This is a genomic window from Nocardia sp. NPDC059177 (assembly GCF_042755165.1).
GTDB lineage: Bacteria > Actinomycetota > Actinomycetes > Mycobacteriales > Mycobacteriaceae > Nocardia.
In genome coordinates this window covers 501720-524720 of the sequence record NZ_JBHZBX010000001.1, presented here as the reverse complement: position 1 = coordinate 524720, position 23001 = coordinate 501720, and the positions used below count along the sequence as shown (strand labels likewise).

Annotated in this window: 22 protein-coding genes; 5 read left to right on the top strand and 17 right to left on the bottom strand. The window is 69.6% G+C overall.

The annotated features are described in order from the left end of the window. The first annotated feature begins 47 nt into the window (after nt 1-47). Nucleotides 48-1343: a hypothetical protein gene (locus ACFXK0_RS02405; RefSeq protein WP_379407871.1), complete on the top strand. Its 1296-nt coding sequence runs from the start codon at nt 48-50 to the stop codon at nt 1341-1343. Between the two features lie 53 nt (nt 1344-1396). Here ACFXK0_RS02405 and ACFXK0_RS02400 read toward each other — a convergent pair whose 3' ends face one another. The 7 genes from ACFXK0_RS02400 to ACFXK0_RS02370 form a co-directional block, all read right to left on the bottom strand. Beyond that, nucleotides 1397-2656 carry an ATP-binding protein gene (locus tag ACFXK0_RS02400; RefSeq protein ID WP_379407870.1) on the bottom strand — a complete coding sequence of 420 codons (1260 nt, stop codon included), beginning with the start codon at nt 2654-2656 and terminating at the stop codon, nt 1397-1399. Between the two features lie 224 nt (nt 2657-2880). After that, a complete protein-coding gene (locus tag ACFXK0_RS02395; RefSeq protein ID WP_379407869.1) occupies nt 2881-4398 on the bottom strand; it encodes a class I adenylate-forming enzyme family protein in 1518 nt (505 codons plus the stop codon). After that, complete coding sequence (locus ACFXK0_RS02390; RefSeq protein ID WP_379407868.1) at nt 4395-5150, bottom strand: glycosyltransferase; 756 nt, start codon at nt 5148-5150, stop codon at nt 4395-4397. Before ACFXK0_RS02390 ends, ACFXK0_RS02395 begins: the two co-directional genes overlap by 4 nt. Before the next feature lie 190 nt (nt 5151-5340). Further along, nucleotides 5341-6360 carry an NAD-dependent epimerase/dehydratase family protein gene (locus ACFXK0_RS02385; RefSeq protein ID WP_379407867.1) on the bottom strand — a complete coding sequence of 340 codons (1020 nt, stop codon included), beginning with the start codon at nt 6358-6360 and terminating at the stop codon, nt 5341-5343. Nucleotides 6361-6520: 160 nt separating this feature from the next. Further along, entirely contained in the window at nt 6521-6898 is a 378-nt protein-coding gene (locus ACFXK0_RS02380) for a hypothetical protein (protein WP_379407866.1), read from the bottom strand. Then, a complete protein-coding gene (locus ACFXK0_RS02375; protein ID WP_379407864.1) occupies nt 6895-7761 on the bottom strand; it encodes a hypothetical protein in 867 nt (288 codons plus the stop codon). The genes ACFXK0_RS02380 and ACFXK0_RS02375 overlap by 4 nt, the downstream gene beginning before the upstream one ends. Nucleotides 7762-7767: 6 nt before the next feature. Beyond that, a complete protein-coding gene (locus ACFXK0_RS02370; protein WP_379407863.1) occupies nt 7768-8796 on the bottom strand; it encodes a 3-oxoacyl-ACP synthase III family protein in 1029 nt (342 codons plus the stop codon). Between the two features lie 112 nt (nt 8797-8908). Here ACFXK0_RS02370 and ACFXK0_RS02365 point away from each other — a divergent pair, with 112 nt between their 5' ends. Then, on the top strand, nt 8909-10120 hold the full coding sequence (locus tag ACFXK0_RS02365) for a cytochrome P450 (protein ID WP_379407862.1): 1212 nt from the start codon (nt 8909-8911) through the stop codon (nt 10118-10120). A 49-nt stretch (nt 10121-10169) separates the two neighbouring features. Here ACFXK0_RS02365 and ACFXK0_RS02360 read toward each other — a convergent pair whose 3' ends face one another. The 7 genes from ACFXK0_RS02360 to ACFXK0_RS02330 all read right to left on the bottom strand — a co-directional run bounded on the left by ACFXK0_RS02360 (nt 10170) and on the right by ACFXK0_RS02330 (nt 17604). Continuing rightward, complete coding sequence (locus ACFXK0_RS02360; RefSeq protein ID WP_379407860.1) at nt 10170-10883, bottom strand: hypothetical protein; 714 nt, start codon at nt 10881-10883, stop codon at nt 10170-10172. A gap of 211 nt (nt 10884-11094) precedes the next feature. Then, the gene (locus ACFXK0_RS02355; RefSeq protein WP_379407859.1) at nt 11095-12474 is read right to left on the bottom strand and encodes an FAD-binding protein; all 1380 of its coding nucleotides are present in this window, start codon (nt 12472-12474) and stop codon (nt 11095-11097) included. A gap of 52 nt (nt 12475-12526) precedes the next feature. Continuing rightward, nucleotides 12527-13156, bottom strand: coding sequence for an ABC transporter ATP-binding protein (locus ACFXK0_RS02350; RefSeq protein ID WP_379407858.1), 630 nt, complete (start codon nt 13154-13156; stop codon nt 12527-12529). Then, the gene (locus ACFXK0_RS02345) at nt 13156-14085 is read right to left on the bottom strand and encodes an ATP-binding cassette domain-containing protein (protein ID WP_379407857.1); all 930 of its coding nucleotides are present in this window, start codon (nt 14083-14085) and stop codon (nt 13156-13158) included. Before ACFXK0_RS02345 ends, ACFXK0_RS02350 begins: the two co-directional genes overlap by 1 nt. Next, nucleotides 14082-14903: an ABC transporter permease gene (locus tag ACFXK0_RS02340; RefSeq protein ID WP_379407856.1), complete on the bottom strand. Its 822-nt coding sequence runs from the start codon at nt 14901-14903 to the stop codon at nt 14082-14084. The genes ACFXK0_RS02345 and ACFXK0_RS02340 overlap by 4 nt, the downstream gene beginning before the upstream one ends. 107 nt (nt 14904-15010) lie before the next feature. Next, nucleotides 15011-16003: an ABC transporter permease gene (locus ACFXK0_RS02335; protein WP_379408067.1), complete on the bottom strand. Its 993-nt coding sequence runs from the start codon at nt 16001-16003 to the stop codon at nt 15011-15013. Next, nucleotides 16000-17604: an ABC transporter substrate-binding protein gene (locus tag ACFXK0_RS02330; RefSeq protein ID WP_379407855.1), complete on the bottom strand. Its 1605-nt coding sequence runs from the start codon at nt 17602-17604 to the stop codon at nt 16000-16002. The genes ACFXK0_RS02335 and ACFXK0_RS02330 overlap by 4 nt, the downstream gene beginning before the upstream one ends. 69 nt (nt 17605-17673) lie before the next feature. Here ACFXK0_RS02330 and ACFXK0_RS02325 point away from each other — a divergent pair, with 69 nt between their 5' ends. Next, nucleotides 17674-18006, top strand: a complete 333-nt coding sequence (locus tag ACFXK0_RS02325; protein WP_379407853.1) for an ArsR/SmtB family transcription factor — start codon at nt 17674-17676, stop codon at nt 18004-18006. Between the two features lie 110 nt (nt 18007-18116). On the opposite strand, the gene ACFXK0_RS02320 is transcribed toward ACFXK0_RS02325, so the two are convergent. Continuing rightward, nucleotides 18117-18701 (bottom strand): DUF4352 domain-containing protein, encoded by a 585-nt coding sequence (locus ACFXK0_RS02320; RefSeq protein WP_379407852.1) that lies wholly within the window; start codon nt 18699-18701, stop codon nt 18117-18119. 45 nt (nt 18702-18746) lie between these two features. Then, nucleotides 18747-19220, bottom strand: coding sequence for a hypothetical protein (locus tag ACFXK0_RS02315; RefSeq protein ID WP_379407851.1), 474 nt, complete (start codon nt 19218-19220; stop codon nt 18747-18749). Between the two features lie 317 nt (nt 19221-19537). On the opposite strand from ACFXK0_RS02315, the gene ACFXK0_RS02310 reads away from it, so the two are divergent. After that, nucleotides 19538-21478, top strand: coding sequence for an N-6 DNA methylase (locus tag ACFXK0_RS02310; RefSeq protein WP_379407850.1), 1941 nt, complete (start codon nt 19538-19540; stop codon nt 21476-21478). Nucleotides 21479-21627: 149 nt separating this feature from the next. Here the strand turns inward: ACFXK0_RS02310 and ACFXK0_RS02305 are convergent, their stop codons facing one another. Further along, entirely contained in the window at nt 21628-21945 is a 318-nt protein-coding gene (locus tag ACFXK0_RS02305) for a hypothetical protein (protein ID WP_379407848.1), read from the bottom strand. A gap of 170 nt (nt 21946-22115) precedes the next feature. Here ACFXK0_RS02305 and ACFXK0_RS02300 point away from each other — a divergent pair, with 170 nt between their 5' ends. Beyond that, nucleotides 22116-22985 (top strand): Ig-like domain-containing protein, encoded by an 870-nt coding sequence (locus ACFXK0_RS02300; protein ID WP_379407847.1) that lies wholly within the window; start codon nt 22116-22118, stop codon nt 22983-22985. Nucleotides 22986-23001 lie beyond the last annotated feature (16 nt).

Here is a 23001-nt window from a genome sequence, read left to right as displayed (position 1 = left end):
GTTAGGCTCGCGGGGGAACCGGTTGCCGAGGAAGTGGAGGCGCGAAGGTGCGCACCGAGGTGGTTCGCCCGCTGTCGGCATCGGAACGCTGGTTCTGGCTCGTCGATCAGCTCTCGCCCGCCAACTGCGTGGTCCGGTTGCGGGTGCGCGGCGCGATCGGGCCGTATCGCCTCGAGGACGCGGTCGCCGCGGTGGTCGCGGAGTTCCCGCTGTTGCGCACCGTTGTGGTCGACGGCCCGCGTTTCGCCCCGTCCCCCGACCCGCATCTGCCGGTCCTGCATCGCGTCGTCACCGAGCGCGATGAGTGGCGCACCGTCTTCGACGAGCAGCTCGCCGCGCCGATCGACCTGTCCACCGCGCCCGGTCGGCTCATCGACTTGGCTTGGCGCCCAGGTGATTCCGAGGAGCAGCACGACCTGATCCTGGTGCTCTCGCATGTCCTGCTCGACGGCCGCTCGATGGCGGCGCTGGCCTACCGCATCCTCGCCTACACCTTCGGCGTCCCCGCGCCAGCCGCCTCCCGCCCGTCGATCCCGCCTCCCGACGACCTGATCCCACCCCGGTACACCCGCCTGTTGCCCTGCCTGCGCACCAATCTCACCGGCCAGCTCACCGCCGTGGCCCGGCGCGCGGTCGGCCTGCCCGGCACCGCGCCTCCGCTGCCGATCCGGCGCACCCGCACCGTGATCCGCACCGTCGACGGCGCCACCCTGACCGGCCTGCGCGCCCGCTGCCACGAGGCGGGTGTCACGCTCACCGCCGCGCTCGTGGCCGCGCTGGCCCAGGCTCTCGGCGAACTGTCCCCGCGCGATTCCGGGGTGGCGGGCATCGGCATTCCGGTGGACGTGCGGTCCCGCCTGGACCCGGTCCCCGCCGACGACGAACCGGGCATGTTCACCGCCGTGGTCCCCACCTTCGTCCCGTTCGGCCCGGCGCAGTCCCTCTGGGACGCTGCCCGCACTGCGAAAACCCAACTCGCCCAGTGTCTCTCCCGCCACGCCGACCTCACCGCCCTGGCCGCCATCCGCTACGGCTGTCCCCGCTCCCTCGAATCCGGCAGGCGCACCATCGAACTCATCGACCGCCGCGCGCCGTGGAACGTGACCCTCAGCAACCTGGGCCGCCTCACCGCCCCCGAAACCCCCGAACCACTGAACCTCACGGACCTGACCGTCGCGGGCACCAATTCCTGCGCCAGCGCCCTCACGGTCGCGGTGGTCACGATCGACACCACGCTGTCGATCACGTTCTGCTACGTCGACACCATGCTGCCGCGCCCGGCCATCGACCGCCTCTCCGACCGCACCCTGCGGGCGCTCGGAGTTGGCGAAATCGTGCACTGAGGGCCTCCACCGAGCCGTTTTCGCATCATTTCGCGCGGGAGTGCACGATTCGGCTACTTCGTCCGGTCGCTGACCGGCATCCGGTCGACTACAAGCTCATCGCCGCGGCGTCGATCGTGGTCGGGGAGCGGCGCGTTACCCCACAGGGCGGAGAGTGGAAGCGACAGGATCCGGTCCCCGTACGAGAATCCTTTTGCCCCCAGGTGAAGGACGATTCCGGCAGTGAATCGGTCGCCGAGTTTGTCACGGAGCCAGGTGAGGTGGCGGGCATCGTCGGAGTGGGGGGAAGCGGAGGCCTTGACCTCGATAGCGTAGATGCGGCCGTCGGGTGTCTCGAGGATGAAGTCGATTTCTCGGCTGTCGCGGTCGCGGTAGTGCATGATCTCGAAGGCGTCGCAGGTCAGGCTTTTCAGTTTCAGTAGTTCGGCGAGGACGAAGGTCTCGATGAGTGCACCGAGAGGGCGCTGACCCGGCCGGCGGAGGGAGTCGGCATCGGTGTTGGTGAGGTTGGCCGCAAGGCCCGAATCAGTGAGAAACACTTTGGGAGCCTTGGTGATCCGGCTGACGAGGTTGGTCGACCACGCCGGTACGGTCGCCACGAGGAAGACCGTCTCCAGGTACTGCAGGTATGTGCTCACTGTCTCGGCGTTCAGCGAAAGGCCGTTTCCGGCATCGGTGGCGACGAACGGACTGCCCGCGCGGGCGGCGATCATCGAGGTGAGTCGAGGCAAGGCGCGGGCGTGCCGGATATCGGCGAACTCGCGGATATCGCGCTCGATGATGGTGCGCAGATATCCGGTGAACCACCGGCGCCGCGAGTTCCGGCTCGACATGCCGATCGCCTCGGGAAAGCTTCCGGTAGTGATGAGTTCCAGGTACTGATCGCGGGTCCAGGACGAGACGGTGCCGAGCAGTTCTTCCGGCCTTCCGATCTTGGACTGCAGAAAGTCTTCGCCACTGCGGGTCCGCTCGGTCATCGACAGTGGCCATAGATCGACGAAGGCCGCGCGTCCTGCCAACGACTCGGACAGGGTTGGCACGGTAAGGAACCGGGTGGAACCCGACAGCACGAACTGGCCCGGTGCGCGATTGCGGTCGACTCTGCGTTTGATCGCGAGGATCAGCGGTTCACCACCCCGCTGCACCTCGTCGATGATCAGCGGCCGGTCGCCGTTGTCGACATAGGTGATCGGATCAGCCAGCGCGGCGGCGAGTTCGTCGGTGTCGTCGAGCGAGCGGTAGGTCCCGCCGTGCGACTCCATGAACATCTCCAGCAGCGTGGTCTTGCCTGCCTGTCGCGGGCCGTTGACCACGGTGACCCGGAAGTCGGCGATAGCGTCGGTGAGCTGATCCGATGCGGCGCGTGGCACCAATTCGAGCACGATCTTCCCCTTGGTCGGCGGGTGTGATTTCAATGCTCTGACTAGCGTACTCGGAATCTGCCGTGGATTTATTCGGGATCTGCCGGGGGTGTATCCGGAATCTGCCGGAGATTTATCGGGAATCTGCCGGGGCAGGCCGAGGCGGCGGGCGAGCCTCAGGTGAGCAGTTCGGTCACCAGTTTTCGCAGGGCCGCGCGGTCCGGTTTGTTCGTCCGTCCGGTGACCGGGATGCGGTCCACCACCACGATGTCGTCCGGGACGGCAGTGGTGTCGATGACCTGCGGCAACCGTGCGCGAAGCACGGCCGCGACGTCGCCCGCCTCCGGTTCGGCGACGACGGCCAGCACGATCCGCTCGTCGCCGATCTCGTCGGCCAGACCGACCATGATCGCCTCGCGCACCCCGTCGATCGCGGTGATCACCGGTTCGTACAGCCCGGGGTAGATATTGGTCTTGCCCCGGATCATCATGTCCTTCTTGCGCCCGGTGAGGACGAGTTGATCGCCGTCGAACCGGGCGAGGTCACCGGTGGCGATCTCGGTGAGCGGTTCGTCGCCGAGGTAGCCGCGACACAGATTCGGGCCGGCGAGGACGAGTTCGCCGTCCTCGGCGATGCGCGCGATCACCCCGCGCACCGGGGCGCCGAGCAGGTCGCCGTCGTGGGCGAGCTTGGCCGACCCGGTGGCTACGGCGACCGGCAGGATCTCGGTCATCCCGTAGATCGCCAGGAACTCGGTGTCGGGCAACGACTTCCGTGCCCGGCGCAGCAGCGCGGTGGTGACCGGAGCGCCGCCGAGGGCGACCTGGCGCAGCGATGGTGGGGCGGGGATCGCACCGGATTCGATGGCGTCGAGGGCGACCGCGAGGTCGGCCGGGGTGTAGAAGGCGTGGGTCGCGCTGCGCAGACGCTCGGTGAAGCGCACCGGGTCGATGTGGGTGCCGAAGCGCGGATACCGGGGCAGCGCCCAGCGCGCGCCCGCCATGAGCGCGGGCAGGCCCATCATGAGCTGTTCGGTGTGCAGGAACGCACCGGGCGCCAGGCTGGTGCGGCCACCCATCGCGGCCAGGCCCGCGCTCAGCGAAGCACGGGTGTGCACAACGGCTTTGGGGTCGTCGGTGGTGCCGGAGGTGAACACGATCAGCGCGGCCGCGTCGGGATCGGCGGGCGGCAGGTCCGTGCGCGGAGCGTTACCGGTGAAGCGGCGCAAGGGAATCGAGTCGAAGGGGGTGCCCGGCAACCAGAGGCCGCTGTGGATGTGCCGGACGTCCAGGGACCCGAAGCGGGGCAGTTCCAGCCCGCGCTTGCGGCCGAACCCGGCCAGCGGACCGCTCACCGCGTACAGCAGCGATTCCGTTGCAGCCCAGGTGGGTTCGACCAGCGCGACGCGTTGCGCGAACAGTTCGGGGCCGACCCCGGGGTCGACGAAGACGATCGCCCCGCCCGCCGCGATCGTCCCGAAGATCAGCAGCACCGACGGCACGCTCGGCCGGATCGAGAACAGCATCCGGTCGCCGGGGGAGAATCCGGCGGCGTCGAGATTGTGTGCGATCCGCCCGACACTGTCGACCAGCTCGCGATAGGTGAGCGCGCGCTTGCCGACGGTCCCCAGCGCTGAGGCGTCGGGGATGCGGTCGGCGTGCCCGGCGAGGCGGGCCAGGAAGTCGCTCGTCATCGGATGTCGACGACTTCGGGCCGATAGCGATGATCGGCGTACCAGGCCAGTGTCTTACGGATGCCCCACGCGCGCACCCGGCGATTCGAGCCGTAGACCCGCACATCCCTGCGCAGCCCGTAGTCGGTGGTGATCGTGCGCACCGCGTTGACCAGCGCGCGGTCCTCGTGCAGGTCCTCGATCGCGGTGCGCGGGAACCCGCCGGCGGCCACATACAGTTCCGCGGTGATCGCCATATTGCACCCGGGCGTCATCACATATGGCCCCAGATATTTCGGATCGCGGTTGCCCGAGCGGATCTTGCCGAAGGCCGACGCGACCTCGAGCGCCACCCGGATGATCGTGCGATCCCGCCAGGACACCCCTTCGTCGGTGCGCGGAATCAGCTGCCCGCTCACCAGCCGCAGACCCGCGGCGAACCCGACCTTGATCCGCAGGATCCAGTCCGGCGCTGGCAGACAGTCCGCGTCGGTCCGTGCCAGCAGCGTGGCGCCGTGCGCGATCGCATAGCGCATCCCGGTGTCGGCAGCGGCGCCGGTACCCTTCTGCTGCTCGCCGATCACCTCGATGCGCGGGACCGGATTCACCGCGGCGAACTTCTCGACTACCTCCACGGTGCGATCGGTGGAATTGTTGTCGACCACGACCACGCTGAAATCGGTATCACGTTGACGCGCAATAGCTTCCAGCGTCGCGGTGATCCCGCGTTCCTCATTGAAGGCGGGAATTACGACCCACAGTCCCGCCGTCATGCTGCGCCGCCCAGCTGATATCCGGCGCCGCCGCCGTCGCGGGCACCCGTGTGCTGTAGCCCCCGCGCATCAGCGTTGTCCGTGTGCTGCCGGCCCCGCGCACTGTCGCGGACTCGGCGGGCACCGCGGTCTGCCGCGACAGCGGGCCTGTGCTTGGCCATCCGCGACACCGTGGTCGTAGTCCGGTGATTCACAGTTCCTCCAGCAACTGGTCGAGCCCGCCGATCTCGGTGACCCAGGCGTGAAAACGGTCGAGGCCGTCGGTGAAGGGGATCTCCGGGCGGAAGCCCAGTTCGCGTTCGGCACGGGAGATGTCGTAGGTCGCCGACCGGGTGACCAGGGCGACCGCGTAGCGCGAGAGTGGGGGAGTCCACCGTTGCGCGACCGCCGGTATCCGCCAGACGGTTTCGATCGCGGCCAGCGCGCCGCCGAGGACAGGTGCGGGCACGGTGATACTCGGCCCGGGCAGCCCGAAGCGCGCGGCGACGGCGTGCAGCGTCGGCCAGACCGAGACCGGTTCGGCGTCGGCGACGAAATACGCACGCCCGCCGATATTCTCGGCGACCAGTGCGTGCGCGACTGCCTGCACGAGATGGTCGATGTAGCACAGCGACGCCCACACCTCGCGTCCGCCGGACAGGTCGGGCAGACGCCCGGCGCGCAGCTTCGACAGCAGCTGGACGACGGGTCCGCTCCGGTCGCCCGGTCCCCATACCGCGCGCGGCCGCAGCGAGCAGGTCGTGAACGCCGGTGTATCGGCCGCCAGCACCAATTGCTCTGCGACAGCTTTGGTTTCGCAGTAGCTGTTGAGGAACCGATCCGGATACGGCACCGTCTCGTCGATCCCGAGCTGATCGCCACCGTCGGGTGCCATCAGCGCACTGGGACTGCCGATGAACACGAACCGCTCGACCCCCGCCGCCGCGGCCTCCTGCACCAGCCGGTCGGTCCCCGCCACATTCACCGCGAAGAACTCCGCGGCCCGCCCGAACTCCCCGAGCAGCGCCGCCGCGTGCACCACCGCCCGCACCCCCGACACCGCCCGCGCCAGCGCCGCGGCATCCCCGAGATCGGCGACCGCCACCTCGACCCCCGCCGGCGCCGACGCCGCATCCCGCACCATCGCCCGCACCGCCACCCCCCGCTGCGCCAACCCGCGCACGACAGCCCCACCGACAAACCCACTCGCCCCGGTCACCAAGACAGTCACAGCGTCACCCCACAGCCACTCCCGACCTGTGCCGCGGCACTCGCCACCGGATCGCAGGGGCCCAGCGCCGACCAGCTCGGCCGATCGGCTCGCGCCGGAGCCGGGGGCAGCGCATCGGCGGTGGGGTGCCGAGGCGTGCCGCCGAGAACCGGCGCGGAGGTCACTGGGGGTCCTCGCCCAGGGTTTTCCACCAGGTCGCGCCGAACACCATCGTCATCACCGCGGCCCGGCCGGGCGTGATGCCACGCTCGGCGGCGACCTTGCGGGCGGTGGGGATCTGGGCGGCGTGGACGACGATGCTCAGGACCGCGTCGATCCAGAACGCCACGCGCAGCAGGCGGGAGCGGAACGGGCGGACGACGCCGAGGAGCAGGAACAGCCAGCCCAGGATGGGGATCGAGCGCAGCGCCAGTACCAGGGTGCGGTCGGGCGCCTGCGCGCGATGACGCGCCGTGCCGGGCTGGGCGGGGCGCACCGTCCAGGTAGTGCCCTCGTCCAGGTCGGGGACAGCGTGCATCGGTCGGCTCGGCTTCGTCACTGCGGTCCCACTCCTCGATAGGTCACGGCCGCCGCGGTCGGTCCGCCGTCGGCGGCCACGAACAGTAGCGGCCGGTCGGTCACGCCCGCCTCCCGGGCCGCCACGAAGGCGGCGGTGAGCGCGGAAGTGTGTGCGTCACCGGCGAAGTCGTCGGTGAGCACCGTGCCGACGCCCAGTTCGGCGGCCAGCGTCGCCGCGAAATCGGGGGTCGGTTTACCGCACAGCAGCACCACCTCGGCCGCGTCCAGGCCGTCCGCGGCCAGGGCTTCGCGGGCGGCGGCGGCCGCGTGCTCGACGAGTTCGCCGGTGCCGGTGGCCAGTTCCACCGTCAGCGACGAACGTCCTTCGGCGCCCATCGCCACGAGCTGCACATACCCCTGCGGGTCCGGCAGCGTGTCGCCGGCGCTCACATGCACGCCACCGAAACCGATTGCCTCGCTGGAGTTCTCGAGTACGAGCGCCGCGCCGACCGGTTGGAAGGCGAACTCCGCGTCGGCCCGGTTGGACGGATGCGCGTCCCCGCTGACCACGACCACGTGCCCGGCGGGGAGATCGGCCAGCAGCGACGCCGCGACGCCGACCGCGTTCACCACCCCGCAGGCCCCGTTCATCAGGTCGAACGACAGGCACGGCACATCACCGGCCCGGTAGTCCAGCCCGATGCCCGCGGCCTGCTGGATCAGCGCGGCGATGGCCGGTTCCACGAGGTTGGCGTCGCGATAGACGCCGACATTGATCAGCGCGTCGACCTGGTCGGTGCGACAGCCCGCCGCGGTCAGCGCGGCCCCGGCGGCCGCTGCCGCCTGATCCACCGAGCTGACGCCGCCGGACTGCGTGACGGCCGAAGAAATGATGATTCCCATACTGTCCTATACCCGAAGATCGCCGATTGTCACCGACAGGAATCCGGCGACCACGCCGGAGGCGGCAGGCACCAGCAGCACCTTGGACCCCGGTGCGATCAGTCCCTGCCGCAGCGCGTCGTGCAGCACCACGAAATGCGAGGTGGACGCGGTGTTTCCGTATCTGTCCAGCACCGCCAGCTTCGGCGGCATCACCGCGTCGAATTCCCGTTCGGCGATCTTGTCGATCAATTCCACTGCGGGACCGCTGAATTGGTGATGGATCAGGTAATCGTAGCCCTCGGCGGCGAAGGTGGTGCCGCGTGCGGCGAGGAATTCGCGCTGCCGGGTGGTCCACAGCAGGTACCTGGACTCGTTGTGCATGGCCCGGTTGTCGGTGTAGAGCGCGACGCCGGGGCTCCGGTCGCTCGGCATGCCGAGGCACAGTTTCGCGAAGGCCGCGCTGGTGTTGAGCTCCACGTAGTCCAGGCCGGGTTCGCCGGTGCTGTCGAGCACCACCGCCGCGCCCGCGTCGCCGACGGTGAGCGAGGCGAACTGCGGGTCGTACTTCTGGGAGATCTCGCGCACCGCGGTATCGGAGATCGGGGTGATGCACTCGCCGGAGACCACCATGCCGCGCCGCACGGCGCCAGAGCGGATCATCCTGTCCAGCAACAGAACTCCGGTCAGCATCCCGGCGCAGGCATTGGAGACGTCGAAGTGGATCGCGCGGGTGGCCCCCAGGGTGTTGCGCAGCATCAACGCGAACGACGGTTCCAGGCAGAAGTCGTCGCCGCGGGTCCGGGTGATCGAGCAGGAGATGATCACATCCAGCTCGGCGGCGTCGTAGCGGGAATTGGCCAGCGCGCTGCGCGCCGCGGCGAGCGCGATACTGAACGAGTCCTCGGATTCGGCGCGCACCCGCCGCGCGCTGACGCCGCTGACCTTCTCCAGGTCCAGCGGCGCGTCGACAGCGAGGCGGCGCATCAGCTCCGCGGTGGTCACTTCTCGGGCCGGCAGATACGCGCCGACAGCTTCGATTGTCGAGTTCACCATGTTGATCACACTTCTCCGAAGTCGCGTGACAGACAGCCCTCCGTCAGCGCATCCCGCCGATCCTAGTCACAGACCTTCACTATTCGGTCACGGTCAACTAGATTCTCCCGGGGTGTGGAGTGCCGCTCGTCGCCATGAACTCGCCCTTCTCGCCGCAGGTCAGCCGTGGCTACCGGGGTTACTGCTCCTTGGCCGGGTCGCGCGGCCCATCCGTAAGGTCCCTGGACTGGGCTGGTTCGTCGCCGATCCGCTCGTCGCGCGCCAGATCTACAACGACAGCACCCACTTCAGCATCGTCTCCGAGGGCGCGGCCGGGCACTGGTGGGCGCAGGTCATCGGCGACTGGGTGGAGGACCTGTTCGAAGGCCCCGGCCACACCGAGCTGCGCGCCAAGGTGCGTGATCTGTTCACCCTCAGCCACACCGATGCCCTGGTCGAGCGGGTGATCGGGCCGGATCTGCGCGATCTGCGTGAGCGGCTGGCCGCGGGCGAGACCGTCGACATCGCCGCGCGCGCCCAGATACTCGTCGGGCGCAGTGTGTCCGATCTGGTCGGTATGCGCCCGGTAGATATCGCCGCGGCCATCGGTGGCGACCACACCGACGACCAGGACGCGCTGTTCCTGCGGCTGTTCCACCATGTCGAAGAGCTGGTCAACCTGGGTTTCGGCACCATGGCATCGACCACCCTCGACCCGGTCGCGGTGGCGCGCGCCCGCGAGCTGGCGACCCAGCTGGCGGTGAACGTCCCCGACGCCTACGCCCGCGCCGATCCCGACACCACGCTCGGCCGCTGCCGCGAACTCGGCCTCGATGTCGAACACGCCGCCGGGCTGGCGATCCTGATGGCGGTCGCCGGCACCGACACCCTGGCCAGCGCGATGACCAGGATGGTCGCGATCCTGCACGACACCGGCGAGCACCGCGCCCTGCTGGCCGCGCCCGATCGGCTGCCGGACGCGGTGCGCGAGACCCTGCGCGTGACCAGCCCGGCGTATCTGGTCGGGCGGTCGGTCACCGCCGATGTCCGGGTCGCCGATCGTGAGCTGCGCGCCGGCGAGCACGTCAAGATCCTGACCTGGACGATCAACAACGCTGTCGGCGAATTCAGTGTGCGGCGCGACTATGTGCCGGAGACCCGGCAGCTCTGGTTCGGCGGCGGCCGCCACCTGTGCCTGGGCGCCCAGCTGGTGCATTCCGAGCTGACCGCACTGCTCGAGGCGCTCACGGCGGCGGGCAGGCCATGGGAGATCGTGGAGCGCCGCTACCGCCGCAAGGTCTTCATCCCCACCTACGAGACGCTGCGCATCCGGCTCGCCTCCTGACCCACGAAAGCCCCGCCCAGGTGGACGGGGCTTTCGTGTGCACGCGGGACTACTGGTTCTCGGGCGCGTTGATCCGGTTGTGGAAGCCGATGCCGACCACGATCGCGGCGGGCACGCCGGTCAGCACCAGACCGGCGGCGGCGCCCAGCGGGATGCCGACGGCCGCACCGGCCAGGCAGCCGGCCAGACCGGTGGCGCCACCGAGATCGAGCACCGGGATGCCGAGGACCAGGCCGCCGATGCCGCCGATGGCGCAGCCCGCGCCGCCGCCGACGATGGTGCCGACCAGGGTGCCGATGGAGGTGATGATGCCGAACTGGGTGGCCGCGGCGCTGACCGCGTCGTCGAAGGCGTCCTGGCGTACGACCGGCTTGACCAGGCTCACCGGGCGCGCCGAGGCGGCGTCGGTGCGCGGAGTCAGCAGCGCGCGGGTGCCGTCGACGGCGGCGTCGATCGGGTACTCGACATCGTCGAGGGTGTAGGCGAGCGGGAACGCGGCCACCACGGCGCCCTGGGCGTCGCGCACCTGGAACTGGTTGTTCTCGGTGGTGAGCGAGCCCGCGTCGGTCTCGACGACGACCGCGTCGCCTTCGATGCCGGTCTTCCAGTGGATGCCGGGCAGCACCTGGGCGACACCCTGCTCGACGCCGTCGAGGAAGGCGGGAATCGGGGCGGTGGCCGGCGCGGCGTGCGAGGTGCCGGTGGCGACTCCGAGCGCGGCGATGACGAGTGCGGAGGTCGCGGCGACCTTGCTGAACTTCATGAATGCAGTCTTTCCCTCAATGGCGATGCTCCGGTGGAGCGCAGGCCCTCGATCGAGCACCCATGAACAAGTGTCCAAGTGTTTGTTGCTGGGAAGTAACTTAAAATGTCATAAGAAGCCGAAACGGACATCGACCTGTGTCATCGCTGGTGAAACATATTTGCCACGAATGGTTTTCGTTCACCGTTTTCGAATCGTGATCTACAGCACGTCAGGATTCTGGCCCGGAAGCACCGGTCAACCTGAGACGCCGGGACAGGTCCGAGGCGAACACTTGTTCGGGGTCGACCGCGTCCCGCACCTGTCGCCATTCCGGCAACCGTGGATACATCGCCGCGATCATGTCGGCCGTGGTCCGGGAGTCCTTCGCGAAGTACAGCCGGCCACCCGCCGCCAGCACCCGCTCGTCCATGGCGACGCAGAATCGGTCGAGACCGTCGGCGAAGGCGAAATCCAAGCTCAGCATGTATCCGGGATGCGGCCACGACAGTGGTGCCGGATTGCTCGCTCCCATCCGCTTGAACACATTGAGGAACGAGTGGTGGCCCGATTCGGCGACGGCCCGCACCGCGTCGGCGAGCTGCTGCTCGGCCCCGAACGGCATGGAGAACTGGTATTGCAGGAATCCGCGCCTGCCGTAGGCCCGGTTCCATTCCCCGAGCAGGTCGAGGGGGTGATAGAACTGGGTCAGATTCTGGATGCGGCCGCGCGCCCGGCGCGGGAACAGGCGGTGCGCCGCCTCCGCCGCGATCCGGGTGGTCACCGAGTTGACCATTCCGTTCGGGAAGATATCGGGCACCGTGAACAATTGCGGCGCATCGAAAGCCAGCGGATTCCCGCGTAATTTCGCGGGCAGTTGATCGAGGGTGGCCAGCGAACCGCGGCTGAATCCGGCCCGGCCCAGTTTCGGGCCGGTGGAAATGGTGTCCGGTACCGCCATCGAATAGTCGTAGCTGTCATCGGAACCGCCGGTCAGCAATTCCATCGTCGCGTCTAGATCGCGGGTGCGGTCGTTGTCGACCAGGAAATACGCGGACTCGGTGTGCTTCAACCGGACTCGCGCGCCGACGATGATTCCGGTCAGGCCCATCCCACCGATCGTCGCCCAGAACAGCTCGGCCTGCGCGCCCTCGGGAGTCAGCGTGCGCACCGAGCCGTCGGCGGTGAGCAGCTCCAGCGACACCACGTGATTGCCGAAGCTGCCCTGCGAATGATGGTTCTTGCCATGGATATCCGCGGCGATCGCGCCGCCGACGGTCACCTGCCGCGTCCCGGGCAGCACCGGCACCCACAATCCGTGCGGCAGCGCGCGCCGCATGAGCGTATCCAGGCTGACACCCGCGTCGACCTCGACGATGCCGCTGTCGGGATCGATGTGGTGGATCCGGTCCAGGGCGGTCATGTCGACCACCAGTCCGCCACCGTTCTGCGCGGGGTCGCCGTAGCTGCGGCCCAGGCCGCGCGCGATCACTCCGCGCGGTCCGGCGGTGCGCACTCGTTCGGCGATCACCGCCAGATCCGGGGTGTGCAGTACTTCGGCCACGGTCGGCGCGGTGCGCCCCCAACCGCTGAGACTGCGTCGTGTTATCACAGGGGCTCACGCTAAGAGCGGTTCCTGAGAGCCCGCTGAGGTATTCGTGAAGCTATTGCGGAGACAGCACGCCCGCGCGCATCGTGGTGACGCGGGTGCAGGCGATCTCGAGCAGGGCGTGGTCGTGACTGATCAGGACGACGCCGAGACCGGTGCCCGCGCGGTCCATGATCAGGCGGATGATGGTGGCCGTGGTGGCGGCGTCGAGCATGGCGGTGGCCTCGTCGAGCAGCAGGTAGCGCGGCTGTTGCGCCAGGGCGCGGGCCACGCAGGCGCGTTGGAGCTGGCCGTCGCTGAGGGCGTGCGGTCGGCGGGTCAGCAGGTCGGGGGTGAGGCCGACGGTGGCGGCCAGCGCGGGCAGGTCGGGGGTCGGGAGGCCGCGGATCACGGCGGGTTCGGCGATGATCCGGGCCAGGGTGAACTGGGGATTGGTTGCGGCGCGCGGGGATTGGAAGACCATGGCGATCTCGCCGCGATGGCGGCGCAGCGGTGTGCCGTCGAGGGTGACCCGGCCCGAATCGGGAGTGAGCAGTCCCGCCATGGCACGGGCGAGGGTGGTCTTGCCGGAGCCGGAATCGCCGGTGACACCGACGATCTCGCCGGCCTCGACCCGCAGATCCACCCCGCGCACGACGGGTTCACCGGGCCGGTAACTCACGGTGACGGCATCGGCGGCGAGCATCAGGACCTCGGCTCACGGATCAGGCGCTCGTCGCGGCGGCGCAGCACGGTGGGAGCGCCCGCGTAGGGGCAGTCCTCGGTCAGGTTCGTCAGTGCCCGCGGTGGATGCGGGAGTGGGCGCAGGCCGCGTTCGGGCAGGGCGGCGAGCAGATCGGCGGTGTAGGCGTGCCAGGGATCGTCGAGCACCTGCGCGGCGGGCCCGACCTCCATGAGCCGGGAGGCGTACATGATCGCGACGGTGTCGGCGATGCCCGCGCGGAGCAGATGCCCGAGATCGTGGGTGATCAATAGCACCGCGGCACCGGCATCGGCGCACTCGCGCAACAGTTTTCCGATCTGGTCGGTGCGTGCGTGGTCGAGTCCGGAGGTGGGTTCGTCGGCGATGATCACCGCGGGGTCGCCGGCCAGGGCCGCCGCCACGGCCGCCCGCTGGATCATGCCGCCGGAGAGTTCGTGCGGATACCGGTCGAGCGCGGCGGCGGCCAGACCGGCGCGCTCGACGAGGCCGGCGGGGGTGTGGGTGGTGCCGAGTGTGCTGATCGTCTCCGCGAGCTGGGATCCGACGGTCCGGACCGGAGTGAAGTGGGTGCCCGGCGACTGCGGGACCAGGGCGATGTGCCTGCCGCGATACGGCTGGTGGCCGGCGAGGATGTCGAGGTGGTCCGCGCCATCGAGTTGTAGCCGGACGGACCCGGTGGTGACGGCCGAACGTGGCAGCACGCCCATCACCGCACTCGCGACAATCGACTTCCCGCAACCGGATTCGCCGACGAGCGCGGTGATCGTGCCTGCCGTGAGGTCGAGCGACAGCTCGGTCACCGCGTGCACCACCTCGCCGTGGCGCACCGGAATCCGCACGGTCAGCCCGTCGATGGACAAGGCTCCCGGGCGGGCGTCGCATCCCGGCGCCTGGCTCCGTGCTGGCTTCATCGCGGCATCCTCGACGGTTTCGGCGGCACCAGCAGTGCCCGCAGCGACGAACCCGCGACGGCCACCGCGACCGTGGTCAGCACCAGGAACCCGGCCGGGAACAGCAACGTCCACCAGCCGCCCAGCAGCAGCGAGGTGCGCGCCTCCTCGAGCAGCGTGCCGAGGCTCGGTTCGTGCGGCGGCAGCCCGAAGCCGAGGAACGACAGCGTCGACTCGTGCCAAATCGCGTGGGGCAGCAGCAGAACCACCGCGATCAATGCCTGTGGCGCAACCGCGGGCAGCAGATGCCGCACCAGCAGATGGGTGCGGCTCGCCCCGGCCAGCACCGCCGCGGACACGTACTCGCGTTCCCGCAGACTCAGGCTCTCTGCCCGCACGATCCGGGCCACCTGCACCCAGTGCGTGAGCCCGATCGAGAGCACCACCGCCAGCACATTCCCCCGGAACAATGCCACGATGACGATGCCGAGCAGCAGATGCGGCAGCGCGTTCGCGGTATCGGCCAGGCGCATGATCGCCCGGTCGAGCCACCCGCCCGCCAGCGCCGACACCGCCCCGACCAGCACCCCGATCACCGTCGACACCGCCGCCGCGCAGACCGCAACGATCAGCGAGGTCCGCAGCGCCGCCGCGATCCGGACGAACAGCGACCGCCCGGCCGCGTCGGTACCGAACCACCACTGCCCCGACGGCGCCTGCCGCGCATGGGCGAAATCGGTCAGCCGGTCGTCGACCCCGTCCACCCACGGCACGAGCACCGCGTACGCCACCACCGCCACCAACACCGACACCGACAGATACAACCGCCGCTCAGCCACGAGCCCGCACCCCCTGATCCAGCTGCGTCAGCGCCGGATATCGCCGCCGTTCAGCCATCGGCGCGCACCCCTGATCCAGCTGCGCCCGCGTCGAATATCGCCGCCGTTCAGCCATCGGCCCGCACCCGGGGATCCAGCAGCACCACCGCGACATCGGCGAGCAGCGAACCGAGCATGACCGCGCAGGTGGTGCCGACGGTCAGTACCGCCAGCAGTGCCATGTCCAGATCTTTCGCCGACTGTACGAAGGCCCCGGCGATCCCCGGCCAGGAGAAGATCTCCTCCACCAGCACCGCGCCGACCACCACCTCGGGCAGGCGCGCGCCGAGAATGGTGACGAACGGCGCCAGCGAGGCAGGCAGGATGTGGCGGCGGGTGATGGTGGTCGCGTCGATGCCGCGAGTGGCCGCGCCGACCACGAAATCCTCCGCGCGATTACCCGATACCGATTCGCGCACGGCCAGCAGCAGCCACGGCACCTGCGACAGCGCCAGCGCGGCGGCGGGCAGCACCAGATGCCGGGCCACCTGCGCCACCCCGACCTCGGCGCCCGCGTCGGTGAGCCCGGCGGGCGGCAGCCAGCCCAGCCCGACCGCGAACAGCGCGATCGCCGCCAGCGACACCACGAACGGCGGCAGGCCCTGCATCATCACGCACGCGGCGGTGACCGCCCGGTCGACCCGCCCGCCCCGGTGCATGCCCGCCCACACCCCGGCGCTCAGCGCCAGCGCCACCGCGACGGCCATGGCGACCACCACCAGCAGCATCGTCCACGGAATGCGTTGCGCGAGCAGCTGACTCACCGGCTGGGCGAAACCGCGCGAATCGCCGAGATCGCCGTGGAAAAGGTCACCGAGCCAGCGTCCGTAGAGGTGGTACCAGGGCGCGTCCAGTCCGAGCTGCTCGGTGAGCAGGGTCTTGTCCGCGGCGCTGGTCGACTCGTAGCGCGCGCCGAGGTAGCCGACCAGCGGATCGAACGGTGACACCGAGGCCGCCGCGAACAGCGCCGCCGATACCGCGCCGAGCACCGGAATCAGCGCCAGCAACCGCCGGCCGATCATCGCCTCGATGCCACGGTCGCGTAACCGGCTGCGGGTCATCGGCGCGACCAGGTCTGCAACGACCACCACGGACCCCAGGTGACACCGTGCGCGTGCGGCTCCAGAATCGGGCCAGAGGTGTCCCAGCCGGAGTCACGCACCACGTAGGTGTGGTCGAGATGCACCAGGAAGACATGGCTCGGATCCTGCGCGTAGCGGCGCTGGACCGCCCGGTAGGCGGCGGCGCGCACCGCCGGATCGATACTGCGCCGGGCGGTGTCGAGTTCGGCGTCGATCACCGGGTCGACATGGCGGCTCGCATTGTCGTAGGGGCTGCCCGCGCTCGGGTCGGCCGCCGGCGAATGCAGGGTGCGGTAGGCCTGGGTGTCGGGGTCGTAGGGTTCCTCGCCGCCGCCGAGCAGAATGCCTGCCTGCTCGATGCGTGGCTCGATCCGGTCCCACGACAGCGCCTCGAGATCGACCTCGATACCGACCTTGCGCGCATCGGAGGCGAAGGCCAGCGCCAGATCGCGGCGCAGGGTGTCGGTGGAGTTGTACATCACCGTGAAACGGGCGCGCACACCGTCTTTCGCGCGTACGCCGTCAGGGCCCGCCCGCCAGCCTGCGGTGTCGAGGATCTGTGCGGCGCGGGCAGGGTCGAAGGCGAATACCGCGCTCGGGTCGTGGGCGTCGCCGAAGACCTCGGGGATCGGGGTATAGGCGGGCCTGCCGAAGCCGCCGAGGATATTGTCGATCATCGCCTGGCGGTCCACCGCGTGGTTGAGCGCGAGCCGGACGGCCGGATCGCCGGCCACCGGGTCACCGGCGGGCATCGACACGCCCCGCCAGTCGGCGGAGGTGTTGGACCGCACCGACATCGACGGACGGTCGGCGAAAGTGGCCGCCAGCAGCGGGGGCAGCGAGGTGCCGTCGAGTTCGCCGGTGGCCATACGCTGCGCGCGGGTGTTGTCGTCGGGGACGTAGAGCAGGGTCAGGCGTTTGACCGAAGGTGCTCCGCCCCAATAGTTCTCGTTCGCCTCGAATACCGCGCGGGTCGGCTCGAGAGAGGTCAGGCGGTAGGGTCCGGTGCCGATCGGGGCGGTATTGAGCGGTGATTCCGTGGCGGGCCCCGGGGTCGCCACCGACTCCGACGGAACGATCCCGATCAGCAGTTTGGTGGGGAACGCGGCATAGGGGTGACGCAGGGTGAATCGCACCGAATGCGTGCCGACGGCCTCGACCGTGTCGATCATCGAGAACGAGGAGCGCGCCTCGGAGGCGGAGGCCGGGTCCAGGATCGCCCGGTAGGTCGCCACCACATCGGCGGCGTCGAAGTCCGATCCGTCGCTGAAGCGCACGCCCTGGCGCAGCGGGGCGGTCCAGACGGTGGCGTCGGCGGTGGCGGTGGGCAGTTCGGTGGCCAGGGCGGGGGTGAAGCCCGGCATACCGGTGCCGCCGCTCAGCCGCAGCAAACCGTCGTAGACCTTCGCCTCCCCGGCGGCGCCGTACCCGGCGACCGGGTTGTAACCACCCAGCTCGTGGGCGTCGGCGAGGACGATCGCGTCCGGCGATCCGGTCTCGGGCGCACCGCACGCCGACAGGGAGATCGCCAGCGCGAGCGCCGCTCCCACAGTGCACAGCGATCGAACGCGCAGCCTCATCCAGCGATCCCTACTCCTGTTTATCTGAACAGATGAACAGATGATAGACCCGCTAAACTGAACTCCGCCATGGGAGAGCCACGCACACTGGACGGATCGCCGGTCGAACTCGGCCGGCGCGCGATCGGTGACGTCGAGATCCGGGCCTGGGCGCAGCGCTTCGACCTGCTGTCGGATCCCGGCCGCCTGGAGATCCTGCTCTGCCTGCACCGCACCCCCGGCATCAGCGTCGGTGAACTGGCCACCGCCCTCGGCCGCAACGAGAACGCCATCTCCCAGGCGCTGCGGGTGCTGCGCCAGGAAGGCTGCGTCACCTCCACCCGCGAGGGCCGCACCGTCACCAACCGCCTCGCCGACCCGATCATCCACGAGATCCTGCACACCATCGGCGCCAAGCACTAGCTGGATCCGGGACCGGCGATCATGAGAGGCCGATCGAGGGTCCGTCGCGATGGGTACGGTCGCACGCCGAAGGGCCCGGCGGAAACCGCTGGGCCCAAGGCGTTCTCGCGCTACTTCAGCGCGACACGGGTGCCGTTGGAGAAGGCCGAGTCGTGGAATTCGACGGCGGCGGGCACGGTGCCCGGCGGTACGTCGAAGACCAGGACCACCGAGATCTTGTTGCCGGGATTGATCTCGGCGGAGAGCTGGTCGTTGACATTGATCTCGGCGGAGGTGTCGTTGGCGAACTCACGGCCCTGATCGTCGATCAGCTTCTGATTCGACCCGAAGTAGTGCTGGGCGACATCGGCGGTGTTGGTGACATCGACGTACACCAGGATGTATTCGCCCTGCGCCGTCTTCTGCAGGAACTGGTTGTCGCCCACGGTGCTGACCGGCGGGTCCACCTGGGTCACGGTGAACCCGAACTTCCCGTCGCGCACCTCGGACCCGGCCGGTGCCGCCGAAGCCCGGCTCTCCTCGTTCTTGGCCACTTCTTCGGCCGCGCTGCCGAGCAGCGCTGCACAGCCGCCGAAGAGCACGAGCACCGCGAGCGCGAATCCGCCGAGCACCCACGGCCACACCGGCCGCTTGCGCGGCGGCTGCGGATAGTAGGGCTGCTGCGGGGGAGTGGCGGGATACTGGGGGTTGGTCATTTTGATCTCCTCGGATCGGAAAGTGTTGTGGGGGATCAGTGGGTATCAGCGGCGGGACAGCCAAGTGGTCAGGCGGGAGCCGAAAGCTGTTGCGGTGAAACGGGATCGAAGGGTGGCGAAGCGGCTCGGCGCCGGGCCGGCGGGCTGAACGGGGGTGCGCAGGCGGGCGAGGTCGGCGGGGGTCGGCATCGGGCCGGTGCGCGGCGGGATGTCGCCGAGGGTGATCGGCGCGCGGGTGACGGTGTGGGCGTCGCGGTACTGGCGCAGCGACTGGCTGGTCAGGTGCCAGCCGTGGCAGGCGGGGCAGACGTAGGCGCGGCACTCCTGCCGGCGCGGGTCGCGGCGGTCCAGGCTGCGCAGCACCAGTTCGGCGTCGAGCTGGGTGAAGTAGCGGCGTTTGCCGTGGTGGCAGCGGGTGGTGGGGACGGAGGCGCGCAGTTTCCGCAGGTCGTCGCCGTGCCGCAGGGTGAGTGCGCGGCCCTGGTGACGACGGGCGCGAGTGTGTCGGTGGGTGGACATACCCTCTCCTTCCGTACTGCGGGCACGACCGATCGCGGCCCGTGCGGGCTGTTAGCTGCGGGGTGCTCGATGCGCTGAATGATGGCGAAAGAGGCCTGTGGACAACCTTTTTCGTGGCTGCGGAGCTGGCTACTGGGATGTTGCCGCTCCGTTGAGAAGAACGGTACACCGTCGCCACGGCGAACGCAACAGAAGAACAATGTTTTCAGCGTGAATGGTGAAAACATGTGTACTGACGTCGAGGTTTGTCAAAATCAGTGTGTAGTGTTTGACCTTGACTACCTCGTCAGCAAGGCTGGGCAGTCGAGAGGAGACCCATGCCAGACTCGACGCCCACCGTCGCCGCCGCCGAGATCTCCCGGCTGGCCGGTGTCACCCGCGCGACCGTCAGCAACTGGCGGCGCAGGCACGCCGACTTCCCCGCGCCCGTCGCAGGCGGTTCCGAATCCCGGCCGCTGTTCGACCTCGCCGAAGTACAGCAGTGGCTGCGCGGCCACGGGGTGACCGCCGCCGACTCGCCGGTGCAGCGACTGCGCACCCTGCTCCGCGCCGAGGTCTCCCCCGAGGACGTGCCCGCGCTGATGGCCTTCGTGGCCGATCCGGCCGGTCCGGCCGATGATCCGGTGCGCGAGGCCGTGCGGGCGGCGATCGGCGAGGTCGGCGTCCAGCAGACCCTCGCGGTGCTGGCCGAACGCGGCCTCGACGGCCCGAGTACCGGCGTCTATCCGACCGATCAGCCGGTCGCCGCGCTGATGGCCGAGGTCCTCGCCGCCGCCACCGGACCCGCGCCGCAGGCCGTGCTCGACCCGTCCTGCGGCGGTGGCGCCCTGCTGCTCGAGGCGTCCCGGATCGGCGCGACCCGCCTCGACGGCCAGGACATCCTGCCCGTGCAGGCCGGTCGCACCGCGGCCCTGCTCAGCACGCTGGCACCGGACGCGACCGCCGATATCCGCACCGGTGACGCGCTGCTCGCCGACGCCTTCACCGATGTCGAATTCGACGGCGTGCTGTCCAATCCGCCCTATTCGCAACGTGATTGGGGTGCCGACGAACTGGCCCTCGACCCGCGCTGGGTGTACTCGGTGCCGCCGCGCGGTGAATCCGAACTGGCCTGGGCCCAGCACGCGCTCGCGCATCTGCGCCCCGGTGCGACCGCGGTCCTGCTGCTGCCGCCCGCCGTCGCGGCCAGGTCGTCGGGTCGCCGGATCCGGATGGAACTGTTGCGCGCGGGCGCGTTACGGGCGGTGATCGCGCTGCCGCCCGGGGCGTCGACACCACGTCAGGTCGGGCTGCAACTGTGGGTGTTGCGCCGGCCGGGGCCCGGTCTGCCCGCCGACACCCTGCTGTTCGCCGACACCACCCGGCTACCGAATCACGGTGGCGACCAACCGGATTGGCCGGTACTGGCCGCGACCGTGATCGACACCTGGCGGGCATTCGACCGCGGCGACGCCGAGGCGGCCACCGTCTCGGATGTGACCGCCGTGGTCCGGGTGATGGATGTGCTCGACGACGACGTCGACCTGACGCCGGCCCGGCAGGTCCGCGCCGCCGTCGACCCCGACAATGCCTCCGCCGCGGCCCGCGCGGCCATCGGTCAGCTCGGCGAGAACCTGACGGAACTACGCGATGTCGCCGAGGCGGTGCGCGCATGGGACTCCGCGCCGGGCACGGTGTGGCGCTATGTGGCCGTCGGCAATCTGATCACCGGCAAGGCGGTGCGCATCGTCACCAGCGCCACCGACGACGCGGCCGCCGACGACACCCCGCAACGCCCCGTACTGACCGGGCACGACCTGCTCGACAGTCGCGCCCCCTCCGGTCTCACCGCGCCCGGCGCCCCGGTCGGTGAGCCGATCGAAGCCGGTGACGTACTGGTCTCGCGACTGCGCGACGACCACGGCGCGGCCCAGGGTGCGCGGGTCGCCGAGGGCGCCGATATCGGCGCGGTCCCCGGGGCGGGCGTGCTCGTCTTCCGCACCGACCCCGCCCGCGTCGACCCCTGGTTCTTCGCCGGTTTCATCGGCAGCCCCGACAACGCCGCCGCCATGTACGGCACCACCACCATCCGCCTGGACCCCGCCCGCCTGCGCATCCCCCTGCTCCCACTCCCTGACCAGCAACGCTACGGCGCAGCCTTCCGCCGCCTCCACCACCTCCGCGTCGCCGCCCGCACCACCGCCACCACCGCCCGCACCACCGCCGACCTCATCGCCACCGGCCTCACCGCCGGCGCCCTCGAACCTCCCAAGGGATGATGGCCGGCTGGACCATCTCGGGAACTCTCGGCGCGTCCGTTGTGACGACACCCCTTTGAGGCCGAGGACCGTATCGAGGCCTGCCTCACCCAGGCCGTGCGTCGCGGCCGCCTGGCCGGTGAGCCCGGCGGCCGCTATCGCGCGCTGACCTAGGCGGGCAGCGCGGGCAGGGTTCTGGCGTGGGTCATTTCGGGGGAGACCGTGACGACGTCGCACGCCGCCAGCAACCGGTCGGGGACATCGTGGTCGAGGTGGGCGAGGCTGGGGGTGACGACCGCGGCGGCCTCGACGGTGCCGACGACCTCGAGCAGCCTGCGGATCGGATCGACGGTGCGCTCGCTGAAGACCACGGTCTTGGTGAAGCGGTAACCGAGACGCTCGGCTAGGGAACGGATCTGCGTTTCATCCCAGGATTGGGCGACACCCGAGATGTCGCGGCGCAGATAACCGATCGCCGGTGGCTTCATGGGCATGACGGTACCGGCGGTGGGTGTCGTCGTCGTGAACGCTAGCGAACGCGAGTCGAATTCGCAATCTGAATGATACTCATTTCTGATTTTCGTCCGGTGGCCCACCATGGCGTGATCTACTGCTGCCACCTCGGGCGAATCAATGCCTGGCAGATGGAGAAACAACGATGGTGGACACAACAGTGCAGCGTGTGGCCGGTTCGCTGGCCGCGTTCGCGGTGGCGGCGGGCTTCGCGGTGGCAGCGGTACCCGGTACCGCGATGGCCGCGCCCGGCTCGATCAGCTGGACCGACGGCAACAGCAAATTCACCAGGACGGTGTCGAACACCAACCCGGTCGTCGGCGATGTCGTGACCGTGACGACGAAGTTCGAGCGCACCGGCATCCCGGTCGAGTACATCTACTCGATCAAGGACCTGCACCCGGCATGCCTGAGCCCGGTGCCTGGTTCGGCCAAGATGTCGGGCGACGCGGTCCAGCTCGACACCTCGTCCTCGGACTGGACCCGGGCCGAGTTCGGCGTCACGAAATACCCGGTGTACCCGAACATCTCGCCGAAGTCACAGACCTTCGAGATCCAGTACACCGTCGGCGTGAACTGCGCGCGCGACACCCCGCTGCCGACCTCGATGCACTACGGCGGCTCGCTCGGTGACGGCACCTACCAGGGCAAAGGCCCGGCTATCACCGTCTCCAGCGACGCGGTGTCGAACACGACCATCACCGAGGTGAGCGGCGCGCAGGTCGGCCAGGCGGTGACACTCGAGGCGAGTGTGACCCCGGCCGCGGCCGGCGGGACCATCCAGTTCAAGGCGGGTGACAACGTCCTCGGTGACATCCCCGTCGCCGCGAACGGCAAGGCGTCCATCGTCTGGACCCCGGGCGCGCCCGGCTCCTACACCATCGGCGCGACCTTCTCCGGCCGCAGCGGCGTGGCGAGCTCGTCGACCACCAGGGTGGTCACCGTCGCCGAGTTGCCGACCGAGCCCGAGCCCGGCGACGGTGGCGGTCTCGACACCGGATCGTTCAGCTTCTGAGCAGGAACCCCGGCAC